Source organism: Tenacibaculum sp. L6, assembly GCF_028823685.1.
Classification (GTDB): domain Bacteria; phylum Bacteroidota; class Bacteroidia; order Flavobacteriales; family Flavobacteriaceae; genus Polaribacter.
Genome location: NZ_JAPEHZ010000036.1, coordinates 1 through 23,726, shown reverse-complemented (window position 1 = coordinate 23,726; position 23,726 = coordinate 1). Strand labels below are relative to the sequence as shown.

Sequence of the window (23,726 nt, the reverse complement as noted above, 5' to 3'; positions counted from 1 at the left end):
TAAATTTTGTTCTATAGTATTGGCTCCTTTTTGTAAAATTTGAATATAACTAGTAACGTTCTCCATTTTAAATCTACTTGAAGGTCCAGACGCACTGATTCCTGCAATCACTTTCCCTTTTTTATTATAAATAGGGATGGCAATACAAACTAAACCCAATTCTGATTCCTCAATATCTAATGCAAATTGTTGCTGTTGAATTTGTACTAATTCCTTTTTAAATTTTGAAACAGATGAAATCGTGTTTTTGGTAAACGATTCTAAAGAAATCGAGTTAAAAAAAGTTTCTTGAGTTTCTAACGAAGAAAAAGCTAAGAGTAGTTTCCCAATAGCACTTCCGTTAATAGGAGCGTAAGAACCTATAGAGGTGCTTATTTTAAGTCCTTGTAAACTATCAGCTTTATTAATATGAAATGTTTGTTGCTCTTTTAAAATACCCAACAAAACAGTTTCTTGAATTTCTAAGGCTACCTTTTGTATTGGTTCGTTGGTTAAATCTCTTAGTGATTTATATATAGAAACACGATTGCCTAATTCAAACAACTTACTTCCCAATTGATACTTTTCGTTGTCGTTTTGTTGTACAGCATTTAATGAAACTAAAGTACTTAGTAATCGGTATACGGTACTTTTGTTGTAGCCAGTTTTAGTGGCTAATTCTCTAACACCCCATTCTTTTTTATCATTGGTAAAAGCATCTAAAACAGCAAATGCTTTGATGATAGATTGATTTAAATTTTTAGAATCTGTATTCATTTTCTCAAAAAATTATTGACTAATATAATAAAAATGTGTATATTTATAAAACACCGTTTTATTAAGTGAAACGCTTTAGGTTTTATTTTGAGGTAAAAATGAAGTATCTTTAGTGTTTTAGAAATGGTTTTTAGAAATATAAATACCTATGTATAAACCAACACTCGATTACGCACAACAACTAGATAAAGAAGATAACTTAGCGCATTTAAGAGCGCAGTTTCATATTCCTAAAGACACAAAAGGAAATGACTGGTTGTATTTTACAGGAAACTCACTTGGATTGCAACCTAAACAAACGCAACAATACATTCAACAAGAATTAGACGATTGGGCAAAATATGGAGTAGAAGGGCATTTTGAAGCTCGGAATCCATGGATGCCATATCACGAATTTTTAACGAATTCGATGGCAAAAATAGTGGGAGCTAAACCATTAGAAGTGGTAGTGATGAACACGCTAACGACTAACTTGCATTTGTTAATGGTGTCGTTTTACCAACCAACTAAAACAAAATATAAAATTGTTATAGAAAGTGATGCTTTTCCTTCGGATAGATACGCTGTACAATCGCAATTAAAATTCCATGGTTTTGATACGGAAGAAGGATTGATAGAATGGAAACCTCGTGAAGGAGAAGAGTTATTGCGTATTGAAGATTTAGAGAAAATAGTAGATGAACAAGGTGATGAAATAGCTTTGTTGTTGATTGGTGGTGTGAATTATTATACAGGACAGTATTTAGATATCAAACGTATTGCAGAAATTGGTCATGCTAAAAACTGTATCGTAGGTATAGATTTAGCGCACGGTGCAGGAAATATTTCTCCAGAATTACATGATAGTGGAGTTGATTTTGCAGCTTGGTGTACCTATAAATATTTGAATTCGGGTCCGGGAAGTTTAGCAGGGTTGTTTGTACATGAAAAACATGCACATAATAAAGAGTTACCTCGTTTTGCAGGTTGGTGGAACCATAACAAAGAAACTCGTTTTAACATGCGTCAACCATTTGATGTAATGCCAGGAGCAGAAGGTTGGCAGTTATCAAATCCACCAATTTTATCAATGGCAGCAATTAGAGCTTCGTTAGATATGTTTGAAGAAGTAGGAATGGAAGCGTTAAGAGCCAAATCGGAAAAATTAACGGGCTATTTTGAATATTTAATCAATCAGATTGATACCGATAGAATTAAAATAATTACGCCATCCAATCCGAAAGAAAGAGGGTGTCAATTGTCTATTCAAGTAAAGAATGCAGATAAAAGTTTACACAAAAAACTAACTGAAAATAATATTATAACCGATTGGAGAGAACCTGATGTAATTCGTTGTGCACCAGTGCCAATGTATAACAGTTTTGAAGATGTATACAGAATGGTTGAATGCCTATCCTCAATCCTTTCCGAAGGAAAGGAAGTTTAACTTTAAAAAAGAAAAATTTTGAATACAAATAACAATCAAGAATTAAAAGAAAAGAAAGTCCTTCCCTCTGGGGAGGATTTAGGAGGGGCTTCTGTAGTAATTATAGGTGCTGGTTTATGCGGAAGTTTATTAGCACTTCGTTTAGCACAAAGAGGCTATAAGGTAGTAATGTATGAAAGTCGTCCAGATTTACGAGTTACCGATATTTCAGCAGGACGTTCTATTAATTTAGCATTATCGGATCGCGGTTTTAAAGCGTTACGTTTATGTGGAGTAGAAGAAAAAGCACGTGAAATTTGTATTCCGATGTATGGGCGTTTAATGCACGATAGAGAAGGAAATACGTTTGCATCGAACTATTCGGGTAGAGAAGGAGAGTATATCAATTCTATTTCAAGAGGAGATTTAAACGGAATTTTATTAAACGAAGCGGAAGCACACGAAAACGTAACCATCCATTTTAACACCGAATGCACTTCGGTAGATATAGAAAATACGGTAGCTTATTTTAAGAATCATGAGAACAATCAAGAGTTTTCAGTAGATGGAGATGTAATTTTTGGAACCGATGGTGCTGGCTCTGCATTGAGGAAAAGCTACTATTTAGAAAGAAAATTCTTGTTTAGCTATTCACAGAATTTCTTAACGCATGGATATAAAGAATTGGAAATTCCTGCAGACAAGTTAGGAAACCATCAAATTAGTAAAGACCATTTACATATTTGGCCTCGTGGAGAGTATATGTTAATTGCGTTGCCGAATTTAGATGGAAGTTTTACAGTAACCTTGTTTTTGAGTTACGATGAAGGAGAATACAATTTCAATAACTTAACTTCCGAAGAAAAGATAACTGAGTTTTTTGAAAAAGAATTTTCAGATGCCTTAGCGTTAATACCGAGTATCAAAGATGAGTTTATTAACAATCCTACAGGGGCTTTAGGAACGGTAAAATGCTCGCCTTGGCATTATCAAAATAAAACCTTGTTAATGGGAGATGCAGCACATGCAATTGTTCCGTTTTATGGACAAGGAATGAATGCTTCGTTTGAAGATGTAACTGTATTTGATACGATTCTTGATACGCACGAAGGAGATTGGCAAGCTACTTTTAAGGCTTATGAAAAAGCACGTAAAGAAGATACCGATGCGATTGCTGATTTGGCTATCGACAACTTTTATGAAATGCGCGATCATGTTGCAAATCCATTATTTAAACAAAAGAGAAAGTTAGAAATGGATTTAGAAAAGACCTTCCCAAAAGAATATTTCTCGAAATACTCAATGGTAACTTTTAATGAAGAGATTCCGTATGCAGAAGCGATGAAAAAAGGACGTGCGCAAGATAAAGCCTTGTTAAATATGGTGGCACATCACGATTTAGATACCATCACCGATTTGAATGAGGTATTAAAAAAGGTGCAAGAAGAAACCAATGAGATTTTAGAAGAAGATAAAATAGCGGGACTGTAAGACCGCCCCGACGCTCCCAAAGGGAGGGAAAAGATAGGTAATGGAAGAAACTGATATACATAAAGTTGATAATTCCTCCCCTCAGGGGAGGTTAGGAGGGGCTTGTACTTATATAGTATTACTAAGAGGAATCAATGTTTCGGGAAAAAACAAGCTTCCGATGGCTGAATTACGAGAAATGTTGAATGAATTGGGGTTTCAAAATGTACAAACCTATATTCAAAGTGGTAATATTATTTTAGATTCAGGAGAAACAAAAGAAATCGTTTGTCAGAAAATTAAAGAAGCGATTGCTGCTAAATTTGGGTATGATGTGTCTGTACTGGCTAGAACACCAGAGGAATGGAAAAGTAACCTAGAAAACTATCCATTTTCACAAGAAAATGAAAAAATAGTAGCTTTTACTTTTTTAGATAGAATAACTAAAGAATCAGTTATTGAAGTTAATGGAATTACCGAAGACAAATATGAAATAGTTGATGATGTGGTGTATTTGTATTGTCCGTCAGGTTTTGGAAAAACTAAACTGACAAACAGTGTAATCGAAAAGAAGTTGAAAGTAACAGCAACCACCCGCAATTTAAAAACAACGATAAAACTATTAGAATTGGCCCATCCTAACCTTCCCAAAGGGAAGGAGTAAGATGTGAAGATAAAAATAAAACAATAAAACTCAAGAACCCTATTTTTAGAGTTTCTCCCCTCAGGGGATATAAAGAGGGCTTAATATTATGGACAGTAAAGTAATCAAAGGAAAAGCGATACCAAGAGGAAAGTTTCCACATGTAAAACAAGTAGGCGATTTTATTTATGTATCTGGAACAAGTTCTCGTAGACCTGATAATTCTTTTGAAGGAGTTGAGGTAGATGAATTTGGAACAACCAACTTAGATATTAAAAAGCAAACCCGAGCGGTAATAGAAAACATTCGTGATATTTTACAAGAAGTTGGGGCTGATTTATCTGATATTATAGATGTAACTTCATTCTTGGTAAATATGAATGATTTTGGAGGTTATAATGAAGTATACGCTGAATACTTTGATTATAACGGACCAACGAGAACAACCGTAGCTGTACATCAATTACCCCATCCACATTTATTGATTGAAATTAAAGTGGTAGCGTATAAGAAGCAAGAGTAAAGACACTAGAACCAAGACAAAAGAAGTCTCTTTTCTTTTCTCTTTTTTCTTTAATCTGTGAATGAAATGAACATTAAAAACTACATAAACGGAGAACTGGTAGCACCAGTAGCAGGTAATTACATTGATAATTATAATCCATCTATTGGAGAAGTGTATGGACAAATTCCTAATTCAACTAAGGAAGATGTAGCGTTAGCATATGAAGCAGCAAAGGAAGCTTTTCCGTCTTGGTCAAATACTACCTTAAACGAACGTAGAGATATTCTTTCTAAAATAGCAAAGTTAATTCAGCAAAGATTACCTGAGTTAGCAAAAGCTGAAGCTAAAGATAATGGAAAACCATTAAGTTTAGCTACGGCGATTGATATTCCGAGAGCCTCATCAAATTTTCAATATTTTGCAGATGCAATTACGCAATTTTCATCCGAAGCTCATGAGAGTGTTGGTTTAGGAGCTATGAATTTTACGTTACGTCAACCGATTGGTGTAGTGGCATGTATTTCTCCTTGGAATTTACCACTTTATTTATTCACATGGAAGATTGCCCCAGCAGTAGCAGCAGGAAATTGTGTCGTAGCAAAACCAAGTGAAGTAACGCCAATGACGGCTTATTTATTAGGAGAAATTTGTAATGAAGCAGGTTTGCCTAAAGGGGTGTTGAACATAGTTCACGGATTAGGAACTACCACAGGACAAGCCATTATAGAGCATCCAAATATCAAAGCGATTTCATTTACAGGTGGTACCGCTACAGGAGCGCATATAGCTCGTACAGCAGCACCTATGTTTAAGAAATTGTCGTTGGAGTTAGGAGGTAAAAATCCGAATATCATTTTCGCAGATTGTGATTATGAGAATATGTTAGCGACTACAGTTCGTTCTTCATTTGCCAATCAAGGTCAGATATGTTTATGTGGAAGTAGAATTTTTGTTGAAGAAAGTATCTATGAGCAATTCAAAAAAGATTTTGTTCAAAAAGTATCTCAATTAAAGGTAGGAAATCCTTTTGATGAAGATACAAATATTGGAGCTTTGGTGTCGAAACCACATTTAGAAAAAGTAAAATCATATATAGACATTGCGGAACAAGAGGGAGGAAAAATTCTATACGGAGGAAATACAGTAACGGTAGAAGGTAGTGAAAATGGATACTATCTAGAACCTACTATTATAGAGGTTTCAAGTAATCAGTGTAGATTAAATCAAGAAGAAATTTTCGGACCTGTAGTAACCTTGATGTCTTTTAAAACAGAAGAAGAAGCTTTACAATTAGCGAATGATGTAGTATATGGATTATCATCAACATTATGGACAAATAATTTGACGAGAACCATGCGATTGTCTAAAGAATTACACACGGGAATTGTTTGGGTAAATACATGGTTGTTGCGTGACTTAAGAACGCCTTTTGGAGGTCAAAAAGCAAGTGGAGTAGGACGTGAAGGAGGTTTTGAAGCATTACGCTTTTTTACAGAACCAAAAAATGTATGTATAAAATATGAATAAGGAAATAAAAGAAAAAATAATAGCTATTTGTGAAGAGAAGATAGCTAAAAAAGGAGAAAATGTAGGGCTTTCGTTCTATGCATTTTTCAAAAATAAAAATGACAATCCAAAAGTACTGATGGAAGTGGCTACTTGGTGGATTCAAACACACCAATTAGATCATTTTGAGAAAGCAGTTAAGATTAAACAAATGATTCAGAATAACGAATAAAATGAATTTAGATATACAACATAAAAACGCCTTGGTATGTGGTAGTACTCAGGGAATAGGAAAAGCAGCAGCAATACAATTAGCTCAAGAAGGAGTAAATGTAACGTTGGTAGCTCGTAGCGAAGATAAATTAAAAGCGGTGTTAGCTGAGTTACCAAATAATAACCAAAATCATGGATATTTAGTTGCTGATTTTATAAATCCAACAGATTTAAAAGAGAAGTTAGAGGCAACAAATTTACAGTTTCATATTTTGGTGAATAATACAGGAGGTCCAGCAGGAGGTCCAGTGTTTGATGCTACCCTAGAAGAGTTTGAGCGTGCTTTTACCATGCACTTAAAATGTAATCATGTATTGGTACAAGCTTTAGTGCCGTTTATGAAAGAACAAAATTATGGTAGAATTATAAATGTAATTTCTACTTCAGTAAAACAACCTCTAGATGGTTTAGGAGTTTCGAATACTATTCGTGGTGCGGTTGCTAATTGGAGTAAAACCTTAGCGAATGAATTAGGTCAATTCGGAATTACAGTGAATAATGTATTACCAGGAGCTACAGCGACGGAACGTTTGACAGAAATTATCAATAATAAAGCTGCTAAAACAGGGAAAACTGTTGAAGAAGTTGCTGAAATGATGAAAAACGCATCACCAGCAAAGCGTTTTGCAAAACCAGAGGAGGTAGCCAATGCTATTGTGTTTTTAGCAAGTGAAAGAGCAAGTTTTATCAACGGAATTAATGTTCCTGTTGATGGAGGAAGAACAAAATCCTTATAAAAGAATCAAGAACCAAGATTTTAAGAATCAAGACAATTTTTTGGTTACCTTTAAAGTCTTGGTTCTTGAATCTAATAATCTAAAAGTCTAAAAAATGAATCTAGTACAACCTTTGAATTTCAAAAAGTGGATTGATGAAAACCGTCATTTATTAAAACCGCCAGTAGGAAACAAACAAGTTTGGGATAATGGTGAGTATATCGTAATGGTTGTTGGAGGCCCTAACAATCGTAAGGATTATCATTATAACGAAACACCAGAGTTTTTCTATCAATTAGAAGGAGATATGGTGTTGAAAATCATTGACGACAAAGGGGAAATGATAGATGTTGAAATTAATGAAGGAGATATTTATTTGTTACCAGGAAAGGTGCCACACTCACCACAACGTAAAGCAAATACGGTAGGTTTGGTTATTGAATATCCACGTGATGAAGGAATGATGGATGCTTTAGAGTGGTACTGTGAAAATTGCGGACATCAATTATACCGAGAAGAATTTGCTTTAGACAATATTGAAACAGATATGCCAATAATTTTTGATACCTATTATTCTGATAAAGAGAAGTGTACTTGTGATAAATGTGGTACCGTAATGGAGGCTCCTAATAAAATTTAAAAAACAGGTTGTCATTCCTGCGAAGGCAGGAATCTCATAACAATCAAGAATAAAAAAATAAATAGATTCCTGTTTGCACGGGAATGACAAAAAAAATGGAAAAACGCAAACTTAGAATAAACGGACATTCACATTTATTGCCTTATCCAGAGCAAATTCCACAGTTTATGAAAGACAAAGGAATTTTTTGGGTAGATAAGGATAGAAAATTCATGCTACAAAAAGACTGGAGTCGTCCCGTGACGGATTCTAGTTTCTTTTTAGATGAAAAACTAGCTTGGATGGAGCATTTTAAAATAGACCATGCGGTTGTTTTAAATCTGTCTCAATTGTATGGTAATGGACTTCGTTTAGAAGAAATGAAGCAAGCCTTACGTTTCCAAAATGATTTTAATGCGCGTGTTCAGCACGATAATCCAGGTAAATTTACTTGTGGATTTGTGGTGCACCCAGGATTTGTTCGTGGTGCTTTATGGGAGATAGAGCGATGTGTTGAGGTGTTAGGGATGCGTTTGCTGTGCTTACCAACACACTATATGGATACCATTGGTACTTGGCGTTGTATTTTTGATGAAGAAAACGAACCTATTTTTGAGCTAGCAGATAAGTATAATTTAGCAGTTGAAATTCATCCGTATGACGGAGAGAAATTCATCAAACTACAAAATACAAGTTGGCGTTTCCACCTAATTTGGATGTTGGCGCAGTGTGCAGATGCATACCATTTTTTAACCTTAAATGGATATTATGAAAAATATCCTAATATGCGAGTGTGTTTTGCTCATGGAGGTCAGTTAGCACAAATGAACCTAGGACGTCGTATACAAGGTTTTGATGGAAGACCAGATTTGTTTGAAGGTAAAACTCACCCTAGAAAAGCGGTGGGGCACAAAAACATTTTCTTTGATACATTAGTCCATGATACCGGTTCGTTAGATTTACTGATTAAAAATCAAGGTTCTAAGCAAGTGTTAATAGGATTAGATGATCCATATCCATTAGGAGAGATGGAGAGTGAAATTCAATCGTCATATCCAGGGAAAATTTTAGATTTAGCAATTGATAGAAATATTATCACAGAAACAGAGCGTGATGAGATGTGGGAGGATAATGTATTACAGTGGTTATTCGGAGATGATGAAAAAGCGAAGAAAGATTTAGTATCTAAAATTCTTAAATAGAAGAAGTAGATATAAATAAACAAAAACCGAAGTTAATACTTCGGTTTTTGTTTTATAAACTATTTAATTTACCTAATAGCTTTATAAGTTTTCCTTTTGTCTTAGCGTATTCATACTCATTTTTAATTTCTTTCAATTTACTCTCAATTAGTTTTACTTCTCTATAATTAATTAGAAAAATAGAGCTCTCACCCAAAGTAAACTTACGTTCTTCACTTTTTACAAGTGTATGATAATCGTTTACAAGATTTTTTAAAATATCATTTTGTTTTTTATATGATGTAATTTCTTGCTCGGTAGCCGTTATTTTGTTTTGTAATGAGACTCTAGTTGACGCAATTTCAAAATCGATATCTTGTAGTTTTAGCTTAGCAAGTTTTAAATCTGCTCTAGATTTACGAAGAAAAAGAGGAATGCTAACTTGAAGAGAATTTTTATAATTAGCGGTGCTAAAAGCATCAAAATTATCCACTTTTGAAGCAAGGAAGTTATACTGAAAATCTACTTTAGGTAATAGGTTGTTTACTTTTAGTTGCTTATTTATTTCTAGGTTTCTTTTCTTCAGCTCCAGTAACTTTAATTTAGGATGGTTTTCAAACTCATTATCAAATAAGGTGGTTACTGAAGTATTTAGAATAGTATCAATATTAGAAAAAGTAGTAACGTCAGGAACTATTTCTTCCTTTATTTCCATAGGAATATTGTTACCAATCCATAAATAATTAGAAAGTTCTAACTTAGATTTAATGTATTTAATATTCGCTTTTTCTAGGTCTAACTTTCTGTTTTTTAAATTGATATTAGCCTCTAAAGTATCTATAGCTGGTTTATCACCAGCTTTGAAGCTTTTCTTTACGTTTTTTAACCTGATATTTGCATTAGTGTAATAATCTTTATAAACATTATAACTCTGATAATACTGCAACCAGTTTAAGTATGTGTTTATGGCTTCAAATAAAATATCATTAATCAATAGCTGTTGTTCTAATTCACCTTGTTGATTATAGAATTTAGCTTGTTTTAAAGTAGCCATCCTTTTGTTAATAAATAAGTTTTTAGCTAAAGAAACAGATATTCCAACGTTATACAAACCATTTTCAGGAGTGTTATTTTCTGGGTTTAAATACTGGCCAGAATTATTTTCATAACTACCTTTTAACTCTATTCCATACCAAGTTGGAATTTTAAAGGTTGAGTTTAACTTTTTGTAATAATCTTTGCCTTTAAACTCTTTTCTGTCGTAGTCTACTTCTATTTTAGGATCAAAAGTACCTCTAGCTTTTAATAATTTAGCCTCATTGGTACTCGTAATAAGCTCAGCTTGTTTTATAACTGGATGATATTTTTTTACATACCCTAAATACTCTTCTAAACTAAGTTGAGTACTTAAATTATCTTGTGCTGTAGCGATAAAGCTTAGTAACAAAAAAAGGATACTTAACCTTTTCATCTATTTGTTTTTTATTGTTCTACAAAGTGTTTTAGTCTTCTTTTTTTGAGCCTTTACCACTCTCTTTATTTTTTGGTTGGTAGAAGTTAGGAGGGAAGCTGTTAATCTGTCTCCATAACTCAAACCATATAGGTACATTTTCCAATAAGGCAATAGTTTTTGCTCCAGAACCTACTCTAATAGCTTTTGGCCAAGGCTCTTGCTCGTTATTTGGAACAATTAAAACACGATACTTCCCATTGCTACTAATAAAATTTTCGATAGCTACAATTTTGGCACCGTAAGTTCCGTATGATACATTAGGCCAACCACTAAATACCATAGCAGGCCAACCATCAAACTGAACACGAACTTCTTCACCAATGTGTATCAATGGTAAATCTATAGGTTGTATATACATTTCAACAGCTAAATCATAGTCGGCAGGCATAATATTTACTAATTGTTCACCTTCTTTAAAAGTTTCACCAATACCAGACTTTATAGCTTTATTAATATATCCATCTTGTGGAGCTGTAATAAATAATAAAGAGTTTCGTTTGCTATAATTAGCTAAGCTAGTTTCTAGTTTTGAAACTTGAACTTCTGCATCATAAGCACCAGATTGAGCACTATATAAGCTACTTTCTGTTTTAGAAAGTTTATCAGCATAAGAAGCTTGTGTACTACTAATAGCTAATTGAGCATTGATGATATTATTTTTAGAAGTAAAGAATTTATTTTCTTGAGAAATCAATTTAGCAGATAACTCTTGAAGTTTTGCTCTTTTTTCTTCGACATCTTTTACAGCTTTTAAGCCTTCTTTTTCTAAAGTGACAGTTCTTTCAAACTGAGTTTGAGCTATTTTTTGTTTTATTTTAATAGCTTCAAGATCAATACTATCACTTTTGGTCTTTAAATAAGCTTGTTTTAATTTATTTTTAGCTTGTTCTAGTTTTAGTTTACGCTCTTTTTTAATAGCAATAATCTGATTTTGTAGAGTACTAATTTTATTGTTATATGCTTTAGCAGATAGTGTTTTAGAGTTTAATTGTTTATCTGTTCTTTCTGCTAATTTCGGATCAAAATAGTCGCTTTTTATTTCAGAAATTCTTAAAATGGTGTCTCCTTTTTTTACCAAATCACCTTCTTGTACAAACCATTCTTCTATACGTCCAGGTATTTGAGATTGTAGTGTTTGTGGACGTTGATTAGGTTTTAACGTAGTAACATGTCCTTCGCTGGATACATTTTGAGTCCAAGGTAAAAACAAGATAATAACCAAGATAACAGAAAAGACTAGTAAAAATCTTTTAAATAATTTGTGGTACTCTTTTGTAAAAATGTCTTTTCCAGATTTGAATTTTGTGATATCTATTTGATCTGAAACGGTGTTTTTTGATATATTTAACATGATTACCTAGGATTTAAAGTTAGTTATACTACCTTTTTCAAGGGTAATTTGTTTGTTGCACTTCTCTTTCCAATATTCATTACGGCTTACAATAATTAAACTCCATGGTTGAGAAACATCAGTAATGAAATCAATTATTTTTTCAGCTTCATTTTTTTCAAATAAATCAAGGGGATCCTCCAAAATGAGAAGTTTTGGTTTTTTAATGATTGCTCTAGATAGAATAATTTTCTTAGCGACTGTATAAGCAATAAGTTTCCCTTCAGGTTTTAAATAAGTGTCTAAACCTTTAGGTTGCTGCTTTAGAAACTCTGTTAATCCTGTGATTTTAAAAGTATTATATATCTCGTCATCTGTTATAGAAGAATCTCCAAAAGTTATGTTTTCTCTAATAGTTCCTTTGAAAGGAGTTTCTTCTGAAAGAGATAAGCCTAGGTTAGCTCTGTAGTTGTTAGTTAATATACCTTTTAGTGATAAGTCATTCACAAAAATACTTCCATATGTTGGTTCAATTAAACCAGAAATGAGTTGAATTAAACTAGATTTTCCAGAGTTACTACTTCCTTGAAGTAAAACTCTATCGTTAGAGTTTATTTCAAAAGAAACATTATTAATTACTGGTTTTGGTCTGTTGTTAACAACATAGGATACATCTTGAAATTCAATTTTAAAAGGTTTATCTCTATTAATATTACTACCTTTTTGTGGCTCTATGGGTTTATCTATAACTTCTCCGAGTTTTTCTAAAGATGTAAGTACATCGTAAAAAGATTCAAGTCCAAGTATTAATTTTTCTACAGAATTCATAATTAGTATGATAATAATTTCAGCAGCAACAAATTGACCAATATTCATTTGTTGTGTCAGTACTAAAAAACCACCTATAAGTAATAAACCAGCAGTAATAATTACTTTAAAACTAATCATTTGAATATATTGCATAACAAGTACTTTAAAGTGACTTTCTCTAGATTTTAAATAATCATCTACTAGAATATCACTTTTTTCAAGTGCTAGTTTTGTTTTTCCTGATAATTTAAAACTTATAATAGTTCTTGCAATCTCTTGAAGCCAGTGAGCCACTTTATATTTGTTTTTTGATTCTTTTAAACTCGTTTCCAATCCTTTTTCTGCGGTGTACTTAAAAACAACATAGATTAATAGTAAAACTAACAATCCGAAAATAATAAAAAACGGATGATACAAGGAAAGTAGAAGTAAGGCAAAAATGATTTGTAACAGAGCAGAAGGAGCATCAATTAAAATTTTTGAAATACCTTTTTGAATGGTTAACGTATCAAAAAAGCGATTGGCAAGTTCAGGGGGGTAATAGTTTCTTAGTTCATTCATTTTAATCTTAGGAAATCGATAACTAAGTTCTATAGATGCTCTGGTAAATATTCTTTGTTGAATAGTTTCAATAATTCTAAACTGCATTAGTTTTAAAACTCCACTAAAAGCAACACCAGCAGTTACTAATATGACTAATACAATCCAAGAAGCAGAAATTTGAGCTGCTTGTAATAAGTTAATAATAGCTTGTACTCCTAGAGGAAGTGAGAGGGCTACAATACCTTCAAAAATAGCGTAATAAGCGATTTGGGTTGTGTCTTTTTTTTCTAGTTTAATAAGCCCTAAAAATCGTTGCCACGGAGTTAGTTTATTTTTTTCCTTCATTTGAAAGTACGTTTAAAGTTAATTCTGTAAAAAAGGATGTGATAGTAGTGTTTTCATTACAGTTAGTAAGTGATTTAAAATGAGCTTTGACAAATTGCTGATGTAATATTCCTTCAATTATAGTACTTGCTAATGTTAAAGGGTGTTTGTACGAATTGTCATAATTACTAATAATTTCTGCAAAACGTTTTATTACTTCTTTATACAGTTTAAAAAACCCGTCTTTATTTTCAGTATCTACCTCTTTTGTAGAGTATGATTTTGAATTTTCATTGATTATGATTAAATTAAGTAAGGCTTCATTTATATGAGAAAAGTTATTGTCTTGTTTGGCTTTTCTAGTTAAAACTTCAATAGCTTTAATCAATTTTTCTTTTGGGTTGTTAATACTATAAGTTTCTATTACTAAAGAATACTGAATCCATCCCCAATACCAAGAAGTTAAGTAGGTTAAAAGTCTATGCTTACTTTCAAAATAACGATAAATAGAACTTTCGTTCGAGCCTATTACTTTGCCTAATCTCTTGAAATTAAAGTTTTCAAAACCAATTTCTTCAATTAGTATAATACTGTTTTCTATTATTCTTTTACCTAAATCAGATGTTTCAGGATCTTTAATATAAATACCAGAAGGAATCTCTATTTTTAAATTTGATAGTAAATTTTTCATAATTAAAAATTAACTGTGCAAATATAATAGTAAAACTATTAATTATGAAAATAAAAGTATTAATACGGTGTTAATTTTAATTGCATAAAATACTTATGAAGACTTTTTAGAATATGACTAACTTTATAGAATAGTGTTAAATTAAGATTTATTTGGGGTAAAAATGAATGTTTGAAGTACATTAAAAATAAAAAAGCCTCAGAGTAATTTCTGAGGCTTTAAAATATATTTTTAATTTGTTTTTTATTTAAACACAGAAGTGATATTTAATGCTACATCATCCCAAGTTTTAGAAACTCCGTCAGCACCTTTGTGTAAATCTTTACAAGCAGTGTTTAAAGAATCTAAAGCATTTTGAGCTTGCCAATCAGAAATGTTCATTGTAGCGTTTAAACTAAACTCTTTTCCGTTTAAAGTGTATTTAAAAGGAAGTCTTTTAGTAACACTGTTCATTGTTAAATCTGCATAACCAATAGAGTCATTTTCTAAAACTAATTTACCAGAAAGTAATTCAGTTTTATCCATAACTCCGAAGAAAAACTTCTTAATTTTAAAATCTCTACTAGTATCTTGTGTAAAAATACTACTTACAGGAATAGAAAATTCTGCGTTATTAATTGCTTCTTTTGCAGTATCTGCTTCACCACCAGCAGTAATATTTACTTTTTGAAATTGACCTTTTACAGGTACTTTGTCGGTAGTTTTATAAGCTACCCAGTTTACAGTATTGGTTGCATCTTGTAAAACAAATGCTTTTTTAGCTGCTGTTACTTCTTCTTTTGTTGTTTCAGTTTCTTTTTTAGCTTCAGATTTACAAGAAACCATTTGAGCAATTGTAAAACAGAAAACTAGTGTATAAACGATTTTTTTCATGAGGTTTATTTTATGATTGAATTTACTAATTTAATATATTCTTCTTTAGCTTCATCTTCTCCCATCCCTCTAAGTTGCATCCATGCGTTGAACTTAAAAGCATTTCGTAGGTCGCTATTATCGTTAAATGTAAATCTGTCACCTTTTACGGCTTGTTTATAGTAAGCATATAGGCGTAGCATAACATCTGGAGGAAGTTTTTCCTCTAGCTTAGATGCTATTTTATAAGCTTCTTTAAATTTTAAATCTAAATCACTTTCCATGGGGTTGGATAATTAAAATGTACAGACAGTTTACATTATGTAATGAATATACAAATATACGAAGGGTGCAAGGAAAAACAAACTATCAAGCCTATCTAATAATCCACCATGACCAGGCATAATTGTGCCACTATCTTTTACATTGGCTTGTCTTTTAAATTTAGATTCTACTAAATCACCTAAAGATCCAAAAACGGCAACGATAACCGCAATGATTATCCAGTTTAAGGTAGAAAATACACCTGAATATTGCCCAATGATAATACCTACAATTATAGAAAAAACGACACCACCTATAAAACCTTCAATCGTTTTTTTAGGAGATACTTTTTCAAATAGTTTATGTTTTCCGAAGTTTTTGCCTACCAAGAAAGCAAAGCTATCATTTGTCCAAATAAGAAGCATAATATAAATTATGATGTAAGGATGATACACATTGTTAATGAACGGAAGATTCATTAAAAAGTAAAAAGGGAAAATTAAATAAATAGCTTGTAAAAATATTTTTTCACTAAAAGCTTCTGTTTTAATCGGCTTTGTGCTTATCAATAAATATAATAAGACAGATAAACCGAATAGGGTGGCAGCTAGTAAAAAATCAGTAAAATTAATAGTTGCCTTTACTGAAGAGAAAACCACGTAAGCTAAAAGTAAATAGGGAATAAAACTTTTTGATTTTAAAATTTTAGAAAATTCCCAAATGCAAAAAGTAGCAAACACAGCTAATAAACCTATATATGTTTCTGCAGAAAATAAAATAGCAGAAATAAATAGGATAGCGTAAACAAGTGCAGAAAGTGATCTTGTTAAAAGATTAGACATAGGTTAAAGGTCTTCAAAGAGCAGCAAATATAAATTTTTTGTGTTATTGTTGCCATAATTTAAGAAATTATCATCTTCCACTTCAAATTTATAATTTCTTATAGAGCTGATATTGGTAGGAATATTACCACTAAAATGTGTTTTAATTCCCATTAAACCTTCTCCTGTATTTTTTACTAATTGGCTAGTTGTAGCATACACAATAAAATGCTTAGAGTGTGCAGCTAATTTATTACTACCTAATTGATTAGAAGAGAATAATATTTCTCCTTTGTCTGCAATTAAGTGTTCGCAAGAGGTGAAAAAAGGAACTGATTCAGATGAATGTTGTTGAACATTTACCTCAATTTTTTCAGTAATTTTTAATAAGTCATAATCTGTACAAGTAACTTTTCGCCAATTATTTTCTTGTAAGATGCTTTTTAAATTATTAGTTACTTCGTTTATAGATGTACAGTATAAAAATTTACCTCCTTTATTTATAAAATGATGAACAAAAGAATCATCTAAAGATAAATGAACTACTTGCTCATTTATAATCTTCTCTTTAGATGATTCTTTAAAGGTTTTAAATAATTTATTGAAAAAATTCATTCAAATAAAAAACTATTCTTCAGTTGTTGTTTCAGTTTTTTCTTCTTCCTTTCCAAACGGTCTATCTCCAAAGATTTTTACTAAATCGTCTTTGAAAATTACCTCTTTTTCAAGTAATAATTCAGCTAACTCAGTTAGTTTATCTCTGTTTTCATCTAGTATATCAATAGCTCTTTTGTATTGATTTTCGATAATTTCTGAAATTTCTTCATCAATTTTCTGAGCAGTAGCATCACTATACGGCTTAACAAAAGCATCGTTTCCAGATGAATCGTAATAGGTAATATTACCTACTTTGTCATTTAAACCGTAAACAGTAACCATAGCACGAGCTTGTTTCGTAACTTTTTCTAAGTCGCTTAACGCACCTGTAGAAATCTTATCAAACATTAACTTTTCAGCAGCTCTACCACCCATGGTAGCACACATTTCATCAAGCATTTGCTCTGTTTGAACAATTTTTCTTTCTTCTGGAAGATACCAAGCAGCTCCTAATGATTGACCACGAGGAACGATAGTAACTTTTACTAAAGGAGCGGCATGCTCTAACATCCAACTTACCGTTGCATGACCTGCTTCGTGGAAAGCAATTACTTTCTTTTCTTTCGGAGTGATTACTTTGTTTTTCTTTTCTAAACCACCTACAATTCGATCAACAGCATCTAAGAAATCTTGATGCTCGATTGCTTCTTTACCTTTTCTTGCAGCGATTAAAGCAGCTTCATTACAAAGGTTAGCAATATCAGCTCCAGAGAAACCAGGCGTTTGTTGTGCTAAGAACTCTAAGTTTACGTTTTCAGCTAACTTTAATGATTTGATATGTACGTTAAAAATTTCTCTACGTTCGTGTAAGTCTGGTAAATCAACATAAATTTGACGATCAAAACGACCAGCACGCATTAAAGCTTTATCTAATACATCAGCACGGTTGGTAGCAGCTAATACAATTACATTAGTATCGGTACCAAAACCATCCATTTCTGTTAATAATTGGTTTAAAGTGTTTTCACGTTCGTCATTACCACCTGTCATATTGTTTTTACCTCTAGCACGTCCAATAGCATCAATTTCATCAATAAAAATGATTGAAGGCGATTTTTGTTGCGCCTGTTTAAATAAGTCACGTACACGAGATGCACCAACTCCTACAAACATTTCAACAAAATCAGAACCTGATAAAGAGAAGAAAGGTACGCCAGCTTCACCAGCAACAGCTTTAGCTAATAAAGTTTTACCAGTACCAGGAGGTCCTACTAATAAGGCTCCTTTAGGAATTTTACCTCCTAGTTTAGTATATTTTTCAGGGCTTTTTAAGAAGTCAACAATTTCTTGAACCTCTTCTTTAGCACCTTCTAAACCAGCTACATTTTTAAAAGTAGTTTTAACTTTAGTATTCTCGTCAAAAAGTTTTGCTTTTGATTTTCCGATATTGAAAATTTGACCTCCAGCACCACCGCCTCCAGCAGCTCCTGACATTCTTCTCATAAAGAACAACCAAATCGCAATTAATAAAATAAAAGGAAGGAAGCTAATAATGGTATCCATCATACTAGTTCTTTCAATATTTACTTTATCAAAATCAAGGTTGTTTTCTTTCTTTTCTTTTTCGATCTCGTTTTCAAAATTTTGTAAATCACCAAAATTGTAGCTGTACAACGGAGAACCTTTTCTAAAGAAAGGAGATTCAACTAATTTTTTGTGCTCTTCTTTTTTTTCTGCTTCAGGCTTTAAAAAGATTTGAGCAACATTGTTGTTTTCAACAACTATTTTCTGAATATCGTTGGCTTCTAAAATTTTAGTGAACTCGTTTTTAGAAATATTACGAGATCCTAAATTACCAGAGTTAAAAAAACTTAACCCTAATAATATAATTAGTATTGGTATGTATAGCCAAAACGAGCTAAACGTAAATTTTGGCGTGTTTTTTTTATTATCACTCATAAATAGGTGTATAAAATGTTAGCAATTAAGCAGGGTTGATTTCGGTAATTTTTGCATCTCCCCAAAGACTTTCAATGTCGTAAAACTCACGAACTTGTTTTTGAAAGATATGTACAACAACATTTACGTAATCCATAAGAACCCATTCAGCGTTACCAAGACCTTCAACGTGCCAAGGTTTGTCTTTAAGTTCTTTGCTTACTACTTTTTGTACAGAGCCAGAAATGGCATTAACTTGTGTGTTCGAGTTAGCAGAACAAACTACAAAATAATCACAAACAGTGTTTTCTATCTCCCTTAAATCTAGTAATTGGATGTCTTCTCCCTTTACATCATCTATCCCTTTAATAATCACAGCTAAAAGATCGTCTGTGTTTGTTTGTTTTATTGTCATTAAATAAAATTAAGTTTTAGCAAAGTTATTGTTTTTTTGTGAGTAATTTATGTAATATTGATACTTGTTTCACTCACTAAATTTACATGAAAATAATCAAACTTAATGCCATCGATTCAACCAACACTTTTTTGAAAGATATGGTGTCAAAAATGTCAATTGATGATTTTACAGTAGTGGTTGCTAAAACTCAAACAAAGGGTAGGGGGCAAATGAATTCAGAATGGGTAGTTGAAGAAGGTAAAAACTTGACTTTTAGTGTGTTTTGTAGGTTTGAAGCTTTGCGTATTGAAAATCATAAGTATTTAAATTTCTGTGTTTCGTTAAGTGTTTTGGAAGCGTTGAAAGGCATAGAAATACCCAATTTGGCGGTGAAATGGCCTAACGACATTCTGTCAGGAAATAAAAAAATAGTAGGGATTTTAATAGAGAACTCTTTAAAAGGTAGCAATATAAGTTCTTCTGTGATAGGTATAGGGATTAACGTAAACCAAAATACTTTTCCTGAAAAATTACCTAATGCTTCTTCAATCAAAATGATTTTAAATAAAGAAACAGATTTAGATGCTTTATTAGAAACCGTACTTTTTAAACTTAAGGAAAATTTAGAGCTTTTAAAAAACGAATATCAGTTATTAGAAGAGAATTATTTAAAAGTATTGTATAAAAAAAATGTTCCGACAATGTTTACAAACAATCAGAACATTTTATTTATGGGTAAAATCATTGGAGTTTCAGAAAATGGAAATCTCCAAATTGAATTAGAAGACGAAACGATTCAAGAATTTGGGTTGAAAGAAGTTTCGTTTGCTAATTTATAATTTTGCTAAGTTTTCAGTTAAAGTACCAATAAACTTTGTTAACGGAGCTTTCACCATCATTGCCATCATAGCATTGAACTCACCGTTAAACTTTAAAGTTACCTCACTTTCGTTTTCAGAAACCTCATTAATGTCAGCAGCTAATGTAAAAGGTAATTTACTGCTTGCAGCACCTAAAGTAACATTAGAGTATTCGGTTTTATCTTTCATAACCAATCTAATTTCAGGCATTCCTTTTAAACCAAAAATAAAGCTATCACCATCTACCTCAAATTTTTGAGTATTCTCAGGCATTAATTGCTCAAAGTTTTCAAGTTTGGTTAAAAAATCAAATAAGTCTTTAGATGACTTTTTTACAGTTACTGTATTTCCTTCTATATTCATTGTGCTGTTAGTTTTCGTTTTGTTTCCATTTACTAGGTTCAATTCTCCAGTCTTCTAAAGTACGGAGCTCTTCGCTAGTTATATATTTACTGTCTAAAGCTTGTTCTAATAAGTATTCATAGTTACTTAATGTAGTTAGTTCTACACCGTCTGCTTTAAAATTTTCAGAAGCAATACTAAATCCGTAAGAGAAAATAGCTACCATACCTTTAACATTAGCATGCGCTTCTTTTAAAGCTTTTACCGCATTTAAACTACTTTTACCTGTACTAATTAAATCTTCAATAACTACAACATTTTGACCACTTTCTATATGTCCTTCAATTTGGTTTTGTCTACCATGTTTTTTAGGCTCTGGTCTTACATATACAAAAGGTACTCCTAGTTCTTGAGCAACTAATATACCAATAGCAATAGCTCCGGTTGCTACACCTGCAATCACATCAGGTTTACCATGCTTTTCTTCAACCAGTTTGGCAATTTCTTGTTTCAAAAAATTCCTAACAGGAGGATATGATAATGTAATTCTGTTATCGCAATAAATTGGAGACTTCCATCCAGAAGCCCATGTAAAAGGCTCTTTCGGGCTCAATTTTATCGCTTTAATTTGCAAAAGAAGCTCGGCAGTTTTTTTTGCTGTATCTTTGTTAAAATCCATGTCGCAAATGTATAAAGTTTTTGTTAATGATAAACCAATAATTTTTACAACTTCAATTAAAAATGAAGGGGATTTTCCTGTTTATATTTATAAAAATACAATAATTGAAGAACTTATTTACAAGTTAAAAGTAGGTAAAATTGAAGGTGTTTACTTGTATTCGAATAACTTAGATGAAGTTTGGCCAGTATTTAAAGAAAAGTTTAAGGTAATTGTTGCTGGGGGTGGATTGGTTTTAAATGACAACAATGAAGTGCTGTTTATATATAGAGGTAGCAAATGGGATTTGCCCAAAGGAAGAATTGAAGAAGGAGAAGAAATAGAAGAAACAGCTATTAGAGAAGTGGAAGAAGAATGTGGTATTGAAAACCTAACAATACAAAGAAAACTTATTGATACTTACCATTTATTTGTAATGGATAATGAATACCGTTTAAAAGAGACTCATTGGTATTTAATGCACTCAGATTATGAAGGGGAGTTAATTCCACAATTAGAAGAAGGAATAACAGAAGTAGCTTTTAAAGATGAGAAAGCAACCCAAGAAGCCTTAATGAATAGCTACGCTAACATACAACTTGTCTACAATTCCTACGTAAAAGGATAAGTTTATGACACTCTGTCATAAAAAACAATTACTTTTTGTTCTTTTTCTGCCAAAATAATAGAGGAACTCTGTTGGCATACACTTTGACTAATACTACTCGTAAATTTGAATTAAAAACTTAAAAAAGATAAATAAAGATTATGAGTAAAATTATAGGTATAGATTTAGGTACTACGAACTCATGTGTGTCTGTAATGGAAGGAAATGAGCCAGTAGTTATTCCAAATGCTGAAGGAAAAAGAACTACACCATCTATTGTAGCATTCGTAGAAGGTGGTGAGCGTAAAGTAGGAGATCCTGCAAAACGTCAAGCAGTAACAAACCCAACAAAAACAGTTTATTCTATTAAACGTTTTATGGGGAATAAGTATTCTGAGTCTGAAAAAGAAGCAGGTAGAGTACCTTATGAAGTAGTAAAAGGAGATAACGATACACCAAGAGTAAAAATTGATGATCGTTTATATACACCGCAAGAAATTTCTGCAATGATTTTACAGAAAATGAAGAAAACTGCTGAAGACTATTTAGGTCAAGGTGTTTCTGAAGCGGTAATTACAGTACCAGCATATTTTAACGATGCACAACGTCAAGCTACTAAAGAAGCAGGTGAAATTGCAGGATTAACAGTTCGTCGTATTATCAACGAGCCAACTGCAGCAGCATTAGCTTACGGATTAGATAAAGCAAATGATGATAAGAAAATTGTAGTATTCGATTTTGGTGGTGGTACGCATGATGTTTCTATCTTAGAATTAGGAGACGGAGTATTTGAAGTATTAGCTACTGATGGAGATACTCACTTAGGAGGTGATGATGTAGATGAAAAAATCATTAACTGGTTAGCAGAAGAGTTTAATGCTGAAGAGAATATGGATTTACGTAAAGATCCTATGGCATTACAACGTTTAAAAGAAGCTGCTGAAAAAGCTAAGATTGAATTATCAAGTACAACTTCAACAGAAATTAACTTACCATATATCACTGCTACGGCTAGTGGACCAAAACACTTGGTAAGAACATTAACAAGAGCAAAGTTTGAGCAATTAATCCACGATTTAATTGATAGAACAATTGAGCCATGTAGAACAGCATTAAAAAATGCAGATTTATCTACATCTGATATTGATGAAGTAATTTTAGTAGGAGGTTCAACTCGTATTCCTGCAATTCAAGAAGCTGTTGAGAAATTCTTCGGAAAAGCACCAAGTAAAGGTGTAAATCCAGATGAAGTTGTATCGTTAGGAGCAGCAATTCAAGGAGGAGTGTTAACAGGTGATGTTAAAGACGTATTATTATTAGACGTTACACCATTATCATTAGGAATTGAAACAATGGGGAATGTATTTACGAAGTTAATCGAAGCAAATACAACCATTCCAACTAAAAAATCGCAAGTGTTCTCTACAGCAGTAGACAACCAACCATCAGTAGATATTCACGTATTACAAGGTGAAAGAGCGATGGCAGCAGATAACAAAACAATTGGTCGTTTCCAATTAACAGATATTCCTCCAGCACAAAGAGGAGTGCCTCAAATTGAAGTAACTTTTGATATTGATGCAAACGGAATTATTAAAGTATCTGCAGTAGATAAAGCAACTGGTAAGTCACAAGATATTCGTATCGAGGCTTCTTCAGGATTATCTGATGAAGAAATCCAAAAGATGAAGCAAGAAGCAGAAGCTAATGCTGATGCCGATAAGAAAGCGAAAGAAACTGCTGAGAAAATTAACGGAGCAGATTCTATGATTTTCCAAACAGAAAAGCAATTAAAAGAGTTTGGTGATAAATTATCAGCTGATAAAAAAGAACCAATCGAAGCTGCTTTAGAAGAGTTAAAGAAAGCACACGAATCTAAAGATCTTGCTGCTATCGATGCTGCAATGGAAAAGATCAACGAAGCTTGGAAAGTTGCTTCAGAAGAAATGTATAAAGCACAACAAGATGCACAAGCTAACGGAGCAGATGCACAAGGAAATGCAAATACAGGTTCTTCATCAGAAGGAGATAATGTAGAAGATGTAGACTTCGAAGAAGTTAAATAATTTTACATACATAAGTTTTTAAAAGCTCGCCAACAGGCG

25 protein-coding genes are annotated in these 23,726 nt (G+C 32.3%); 12 read left to right on the top strand and 13 right to left on the bottom strand.

Annotated elements, in window-relative coordinates:
• On the bottom strand, window positions 1-756 hold a 756-nt coding region (locus OU788_RS08170), incomplete at its 3' end, for an IclR family transcriptional regulator (protein WP_274634718.1).
• A gap of 148 nt (window positions 757-904) precedes the next feature.
• Here OU788_RS08170 and kynU point away from each other — a divergent pair.
• The 9 genes from kynU to OU788_RS08125 all read left to right on the top strand — a co-directional run bounded on the left by kynU (window position 905) and on the right by OU788_RS08125 (window position 9,095).
• Window positions 905-2,182 carry a kynureninase gene (gene kynU, locus OU788_RS08165; RefSeq protein WP_274634717.1) on the top strand — a complete coding sequence of 426 codons (1,278 nt, stop codon included), beginning with the start codon at window positions 905-907 and terminating at the stop codon, window positions 2,180-2,182.
• A gap of 99 nt (window positions 2,183-2,281) precedes the next feature.
• Complete coding sequence (locus OU788_RS08160) at window positions 2,282-3,652, top strand: FAD-dependent oxidoreductase (protein ID WP_274634719.1); 1,371 nt, start codon at window positions 2,282-2,284, stop codon at window positions 3,650-3,652.
• Window positions 3,653-3,692: 40 nt separating this feature from the next.
• Window positions 3,693-4,295: a DUF1697 domain-containing protein gene (locus tag OU788_RS08155; RefSeq protein WP_274634716.1), complete on the top strand. Its 603-nt coding sequence runs from the start codon at window positions 3,693-3,695 to the stop codon at window positions 4,293-4,295.
• An 88-nt stretch (window positions 4,296-4,383) separates the two neighbouring features.
• The gene (locus OU788_RS08150; RefSeq protein WP_274634715.1) at window positions 4,384-4,797 is read left to right on the top strand and encodes a RidA family protein; all 414 of its coding nucleotides are present in this window, start codon (window positions 4,384-4,386) and stop codon (window positions 4,795-4,797) included.
• A 66-nt stretch (window positions 4,798-4,863) separates the two neighbouring features.
• A complete protein-coding gene (locus OU788_RS08145) occupies window positions 4,864-6,306 on the top strand; it encodes an aldehyde dehydrogenase (RefSeq protein ID WP_274634714.1) in 1,443 nt (480 codons plus the stop codon).
• A complete protein-coding gene (locus tag OU788_RS08140; protein WP_047789338.1) occupies window positions 6,299-6,517 on the top strand; it encodes a DUF6500 family protein in 219 nt (72 codons plus the stop codon). Before OU788_RS08145 ends, OU788_RS08140 begins: the two co-directional genes overlap by 8 nt.
• 1 nt (window position 6,518) lies before the next feature.
• Window positions 6,519-7,295, top strand: a complete 777-nt coding sequence (locus tag OU788_RS08135) for an SDR family oxidoreductase (RefSeq protein WP_274634713.1) — start codon at window positions 6,519-6,521, stop codon at window positions 7,293-7,295.
• A 94-nt stretch (window positions 7,296-7,389) separates the two neighbouring features.
• Window positions 7,390-7,914: a 3-hydroxyanthranilate 3,4-dioxygenase gene (locus OU788_RS08130; RefSeq protein ID WP_274634712.1), complete on the top strand. Its 525-nt coding sequence runs from the start codon at window positions 7,390-7,392 to the stop codon at window positions 7,912-7,914.
• A 95-nt stretch (window positions 7,915-8,009) separates the two neighbouring features.
• Window positions 8,010-9,095: an amidohydrolase family protein gene (locus OU788_RS08125; protein ID WP_274634711.1), complete on the top strand. Its 1,086-nt coding sequence runs from the start codon at window positions 8,010-8,012 to the stop codon at window positions 9,093-9,095.
• 52 nt (window positions 9,096-9,147) lie between these two features.
• On the opposite strand, the gene OU788_RS08120 is transcribed toward OU788_RS08125, so the two are convergent.
• The 10 genes from OU788_RS08120 to rsfS all read right to left on the bottom strand — a co-directional run bounded on the left by OU788_RS08120 (window position 9,148) and on the right by rsfS (window position 19,172).
• A complete protein-coding gene (locus OU788_RS08120) occupies window positions 9,148-10,545 on the bottom strand; it encodes a TolC family protein (protein ID WP_274634710.1) in 1,398 nt (465 codons plus the stop codon).
• A gap of 31 nt (window positions 10,546-10,576) precedes the next feature.
• Window positions 10,577-11,938 (bottom strand): HlyD family secretion protein, encoded by a 1,362-nt coding sequence (locus tag OU788_RS08115; protein WP_274634709.1) that lies wholly within the window; start codon window positions 11,936-11,938, stop codon window positions 10,577-10,579.
• 6 nt (window positions 11,939-11,944) lie between these two features.
• Entirely contained in the window at window positions 11,945-13,615 is a 1,671-nt protein-coding gene (locus tag OU788_RS08110; protein ID WP_274634708.1) for a peptidase domain-containing ABC transporter, read from the bottom strand.
• Window positions 13,599-14,285, bottom strand: coding sequence for a TetR/AcrR family transcriptional regulator (locus tag OU788_RS08105; protein ID WP_274634707.1), 687 nt, complete (start codon window positions 14,283-14,285; stop codon window positions 13,599-13,601). The genes OU788_RS08110 and OU788_RS08105 overlap by 17 nt, the downstream gene beginning before the upstream one ends.
• Window positions 14,286-14,528: 243 nt before the next feature.
• Entirely contained in the window at window positions 14,529-15,158 is a 630-nt protein-coding gene (locus OU788_RS08100) for a YceI family protein (protein WP_274634706.1), read from the bottom strand.
• Window positions 15,159-15,163: 5 nt separating this feature from the next.
• Complete coding sequence (locus OU788_RS08095; protein WP_274634705.1) at window positions 15,164-15,421, bottom strand: acyl-CoA-binding protein; 258 nt, start codon at window positions 15,419-15,421, stop codon at window positions 15,164-15,166.
• 30 nt (window positions 15,422-15,451) lie between these two features.
• Entirely contained in the window at window positions 15,452-16,243 is a 792-nt protein-coding gene (locus OU788_RS08090) for a phosphatidate cytidylyltransferase (protein ID WP_274634704.1), read from the bottom strand.
• Between the two features lie 3 nt (window positions 16,244-16,246).
• A complete protein-coding gene (locus OU788_RS08085) occupies window positions 16,247-16,837 on the bottom strand; it encodes a hypothetical protein (protein ID WP_274634703.1) in 591 nt (196 codons plus the stop codon).
• A 12-nt stretch (window positions 16,838-16,849) separates the two neighbouring features.
• A complete protein-coding gene (gene ftsH, locus OU788_RS08080; protein ID WP_274634702.1) occupies window positions 16,850-18,778 on the bottom strand; it encodes an ATP-dependent zinc metalloprotease FtsH in 1,929 nt (642 codons plus the stop codon).
• Between the two features lie 25 nt (window positions 18,779-18,803).
• Entirely contained in the window at window positions 18,804-19,172 is a 369-nt protein-coding gene (gene rsfS, locus OU788_RS08075) for a ribosome silencing factor (RefSeq protein WP_028893075.1), read from the bottom strand.
• An 86-nt stretch (window positions 19,173-19,258) separates the two neighbouring features.
• Here rsfS and OU788_RS08070 point away from each other — a divergent pair, with 86 nt between their 5' ends.
• On the top strand, window positions 19,259-19,993 hold the full coding sequence (locus tag OU788_RS08070; protein ID WP_274634701.1) for a biotin--[acetyl-CoA-carboxylase] ligase: 735 nt from the start codon (window positions 19,259-19,261) through the stop codon (window positions 19,991-19,993).
• Here OU788_RS08070 and OU788_RS08065 read toward each other — a convergent pair.
• Together OU788_RS08065 and pyrE are read right to left on the bottom strand one after the other, a co-directional pair.
• Window positions 19,988-20,377: an SRPBCC family protein gene (locus OU788_RS08065; protein WP_274634700.1), complete on the bottom strand. Its 390-nt coding sequence runs from the start codon at window positions 20,375-20,377 to the stop codon at window positions 19,988-19,990. The genes OU788_RS08070 and OU788_RS08065 overlap by 6 nt on opposite strands.
• A 7-nt stretch (window positions 20,378-20,384) precedes the next feature.
• Window positions 20,385-21,035 (bottom strand): orotate phosphoribosyltransferase, encoded by a 651-nt coding sequence (gene pyrE, locus OU788_RS08060; protein ID WP_028893078.1) that lies wholly within the window; start codon window positions 21,033-21,035, stop codon window positions 20,385-20,387.
• Between the two features lie 7 nt (window positions 21,036-21,042).
• Here pyrE and OU788_RS08055 point away from each other — a divergent pair, with 7 nt between their 5' ends.
• Both OU788_RS08055 and dnaK read left to right on the top strand, forming a co-directional pair.
• Complete coding sequence (locus OU788_RS08055; RefSeq protein ID WP_274634699.1) at window positions 21,043-21,642, top strand: NUDIX hydrolase; 600 nt, start codon at window positions 21,043-21,045, stop codon at window positions 21,640-21,642.
• Between the two features lie 140 nt (window positions 21,643-21,782).
• Window positions 21,783-23,687 (top strand): molecular chaperone DnaK, encoded by a 1,905-nt coding sequence (gene dnaK / locus OU788_RS08050; protein ID WP_274634698.1) that lies wholly within the window; start codon window positions 21,783-21,785, stop codon window positions 23,685-23,687.
• The last annotated feature ends 39 nt before the right edge of the window (window positions 23,688-23,726 follow it).